The organism is Bradyrhizobium altum, from assembly GCF_020889705.1.
GTDB classification, from domain to species: Bacteria; Pseudomonadota; Alphaproteobacteria; order Rhizobiales; family Xanthobacteraceae; genus Bradyrhizobium; species Bradyrhizobium altum.
In genome coordinates this window covers 1-3520 of the sequence record NZ_JACMYP010000457.1, presented here as the reverse complement: position 1 = coordinate 3520, position 3520 = coordinate 1, and the positions used below count along the sequence as shown (strand labels likewise).

2 protein-coding genes are annotated in these 3520 nt (G+C 65.7%); both read right to left on the bottom strand.

The genetic code is table 11. The features are described 5' to 3' along the window. Window positions 1-342: 342 nt before the first annotated feature. Window positions 343-552, bottom strand: a complete 210-nt coding sequence (locus H8B02_RS46125; protein WP_029084280.1) for a cold-shock protein — start codon at window positions 550-552, stop codon at window positions 343-345. A gap of 215 nt (window positions 553-767) precedes the next feature. Beyond that, complete coding sequence (locus tag H8B02_RS46120) at window positions 768-3266, bottom strand: adenylate/guanylate cyclase domain-containing protein (RefSeq protein WP_229172344.1); 2499 nt, start codon at window positions 3264-3266, stop codon at window positions 768-770. Window positions 3267-3520: the final 254 nt, after the last annotated feature.

The window sequence follows — 3520 nt, the reverse complement described above, 5'->3', positions numbered from 1 at the left end:
CGTCGCGCTCGACTTCGGCGATGGCGCGCGCGCCTTCCTCGGCCGCCAGCCGCTGGCGGTCGGCCCTGGCGAGGCTCGCGGGCGATGGCGTGGGCTTCCTGGCGGTCATCGGCAATCTCTCCAAGGCATCATCCCTCTGCGATCGCTTCGCGTCTGTTGCACGGAACGACGCGATGCAGCGTGCTTTGGGATCACGCGCAACAAGACATGCTAAAACCCGCCCAATCCGGGGGGATCGAGCGGGCCGCAACGTCATCCCAGTACATCCGTGGAATGACGAACCGGCATGATCGCGACAAACGCGGAACGCGTTTGCGCGGAAATCATGCCCAAGTAAAAAACTCAGACGATCTGAAGATTCTCGGCGCTGGTCTTGCCGCGCATCTTGTCGGTCTTCAGCTCGAACGAGACCTTCTGGCCTTCAGCCAGGCCAGTCAGACCGGCACGCTCGACTGCGCTGATGTGAACGAACACATCCTTGCTGCCGTCGCTCGGCTCGATGAAACCAAAGCCCTTCTGGCCGTTGAACCACTTCACAGTACCTGTCGCCATCTTCTCTTCTCCAAATTGCGCGTTTGCGCATGTGTTGCGCAGAATCGCGCGCCATCCATTCAACTGACGATGTCTTTGGAGGAGGGCCGTTCTGACCATTCAACAAGGCGCAACGGCTAATCGAATGGCCCCAATATACACACTTTCCGCGCGAATGCAAGGTTCGGGCGGTAGCGGGTTCCCGCTCGGATCTGACGGAATGGAGGGAGCGCGGATCACTCCGCCGCCGCTTCCGCGCTCGGCTCGCCCTTCCAGCGCAAAATCTCCGCGGCCAGGATCGGGTGATTAAAACCCTTCAGCACGAGGTCGTCGATGGCGCGGCCTTCGACATGGGGCTCGACCATGCCGTAGACGCGGCGGCTCACCACGATCTGGCCGGCCTTGGCCTCGCCGCACAGGCGGGAGGCGAGGTTGGTGACGCTGCCGATCGCGGCATATTCCAGCCGCTGCTCGAAGCCGACCTGGCCGAGCGTGGCATAGCCGAGCGCGATGCCGATGCCGAAGCCCAGGCTATGCCCGCGGTTGCGCCACTTCTCGGTCAGGGGGCCGACCGTGTCGCGCATCTCCACCGCCATCCGCACGGCGCGCGCGGTGTGGTCGGCGAGCTGGATCGGCGCGTTGAACAGGATCATCACGCCGTCGCCGGCATATTTGTCGAGCGTGCCCTCATACTTGAAGATCAGCTTGCCGAGCGCGGCGTGATATTCGCGCAGCACGTTCATCGCCTCTTCCGGCTCGGTCGCCTCGGTGAAGGCGGTGAAGCCGCGCAGATCGCAGAACACGACCGTGACCTCGCGCCGGTGGCTGTCGAGCAGGCCCTCGGGATTGTCGGAGGAGGCGATCAGCTGCGCCACCTGCGGCGCCAGGAAGCGCTCGAGCCGGCGGATGCGCTCGATCTCGCCGAGCTGGGTCTCGACCCGCTGCTCCAGCGACTTGTTCCAGTCCTTGAGCTGCTCGGTTTGCTCGCGCAGCTTGTCGGACTGTTCGCGCACGGTGGAATTGGCCTGCTCCAGCGCGTGGCTCTTCTGGTCCACTTCAGTGAACAGCCGCGCATTGCGCATCGCCAGCACGGCCTGGTGCGCAAAAGTCTTCATCAGGCCGATCAGGCTCGCGGGGAAATCGCCGGCCGCCTTGCGCAGCACCACCAGCGAGCCGAGCACGCCCTGCTGGTCGACCAGCGGCACCACGAGCACGGAGTGGAAGCCGGCGCCGACCACGACATCGCGCAGCGGATGATCGGGACTGGATTCTTGTTCTAACGCGTTTTCTTCACGCGAACCGGTATCCACTTCGCTTGAAAACGCTCTAGTGGCGAGATCGGAAAACGCCAGTGGCTCGCCCTTCGTCGCGGCCTCGGCGAGCGGGCTGTTCGCGGCGTCGATCGCGCGGTGATGGCCCTCGGCTTCGGCGTCGATGCCGATCGATTGCGTCAGGTTGAAGCTGCGGCTCGTCGCGTCATAGCCATAGATCAGCACGGCATCGGCATGGGTGATCTCGAGCGCGCGGGCGGCGACTGTCGGCAGCACGGCGTTGAGGTCGAGCGAGGACGCCACCGCGCGGCCGACCTCCTCCAGCACCTTCAGCTCGTTGATCGATTGCGCGAGGTCGCGGGTGCGTTCCTTCACCTTGCCTTCGAGACCGGAATAGGTCTCGGCAAGCTGCGAGGCCATGCTGTTGAATTGCCCGGCGAGCTCCTCCAGCTCATCCGCGGTCTTTACCTCGATGCGGTGGCCGAAGTCGCCGGCCCCTAACCGCCGCGCGCCGGTGCGCAGTGCGGTGATCGGCACCAGCATGCGCCGCGCCAAAATCGTGCCGGCGATGATCGCGACCACGAGGCCGAGCGCGATCAGCAGCGCGATGCGCACCAGCTGATCGCGGATCGGGGAGAGCGCCTGCGCGGTCGGCTGCTCGACAAAGACGTGCCAGCCGAGGTCCGGCGCTGATGTTGCGGTCGTCAGCACCGCGTTGCCGTCGACGTCCTTGCCGGAGGCGATCCGTCGGCCGCTCGGCGACAGTACCGCGGCGACCTGCGGCAGCGCGGCGAGGTCCTTGCCGATCTCGGGGCCCTTCGACGAGCTCGCGAGCACGCGGCCCTTGGCGTCGACAAGATAGGCGTAGGCCGTGCGGCCGACCTGGGAATCGCCGAAATAGTCGTTAAGGAAGCGCAGGTCGATCTCGGCCACGGTGACGCCGGCATTGAAGCCGGAATGCTGCTCGCCGATCGACATATAGGGCCGCTCGTCGCGAAAGTACGCCGGCGCGTAGGCGGTGCCGCGCTCGATCGCCTCGGTGAAGCGGAGGTCGCGGGAGAAGTCGGCGTTGGAATTCAGCGTGTAGGTCTGGCGCGACAGCCGCAGCACCTCGCGGCCCTGGCCGTTGATCAGGGTGAGCTGGTTCACCGCCGGCACCTGGCCGAGCAGCTGGGCATAATCGGCGCGGCGCAGCTCGATGGTGTTGGAGGAGGCGCGGGTCACCCAGGAGATCTGCCGCTCGAGATCGGCGATCGATTGCTCGATGCGCTTGGCGGTGGCGTCCGCCTTCTCGCTCATCGCGTCGGTCAGCGTGCTCCTGATGCCGCGATAGCTGATCCAGGTCTCGAGCGCGCCGTTGACCGCGAGCACGAACACGACGAGGCCGACCAGCGCGAGGACGTATTTGGCGAACAGGCCGCCGCGCAGGAACCAGTTCTTGCCCTTGTCCGTAGCCCCGTTCATGCAGCCTCGTCCGTTCCCCTCCAATCAGTCGGGTGCGCACTGTATCGCTGCTGTTTAGCACGGATCGGACGGGCAAAGCGGGGCCTCCCGTCGCATGGTTAGCCCTGCATTCTGGCGGGGGATATCCGGGAATATTCAGCGGTTGAACAGCTGCCGCAGCACGTCGTTCATCGCGGGATTGTCGTGCTGCTCGGCGGCGTTGCCCGGCGGAGGGGCGGGCGGTGGTGGCGCGGCGGTCGGCGGCGCGTCCGGTG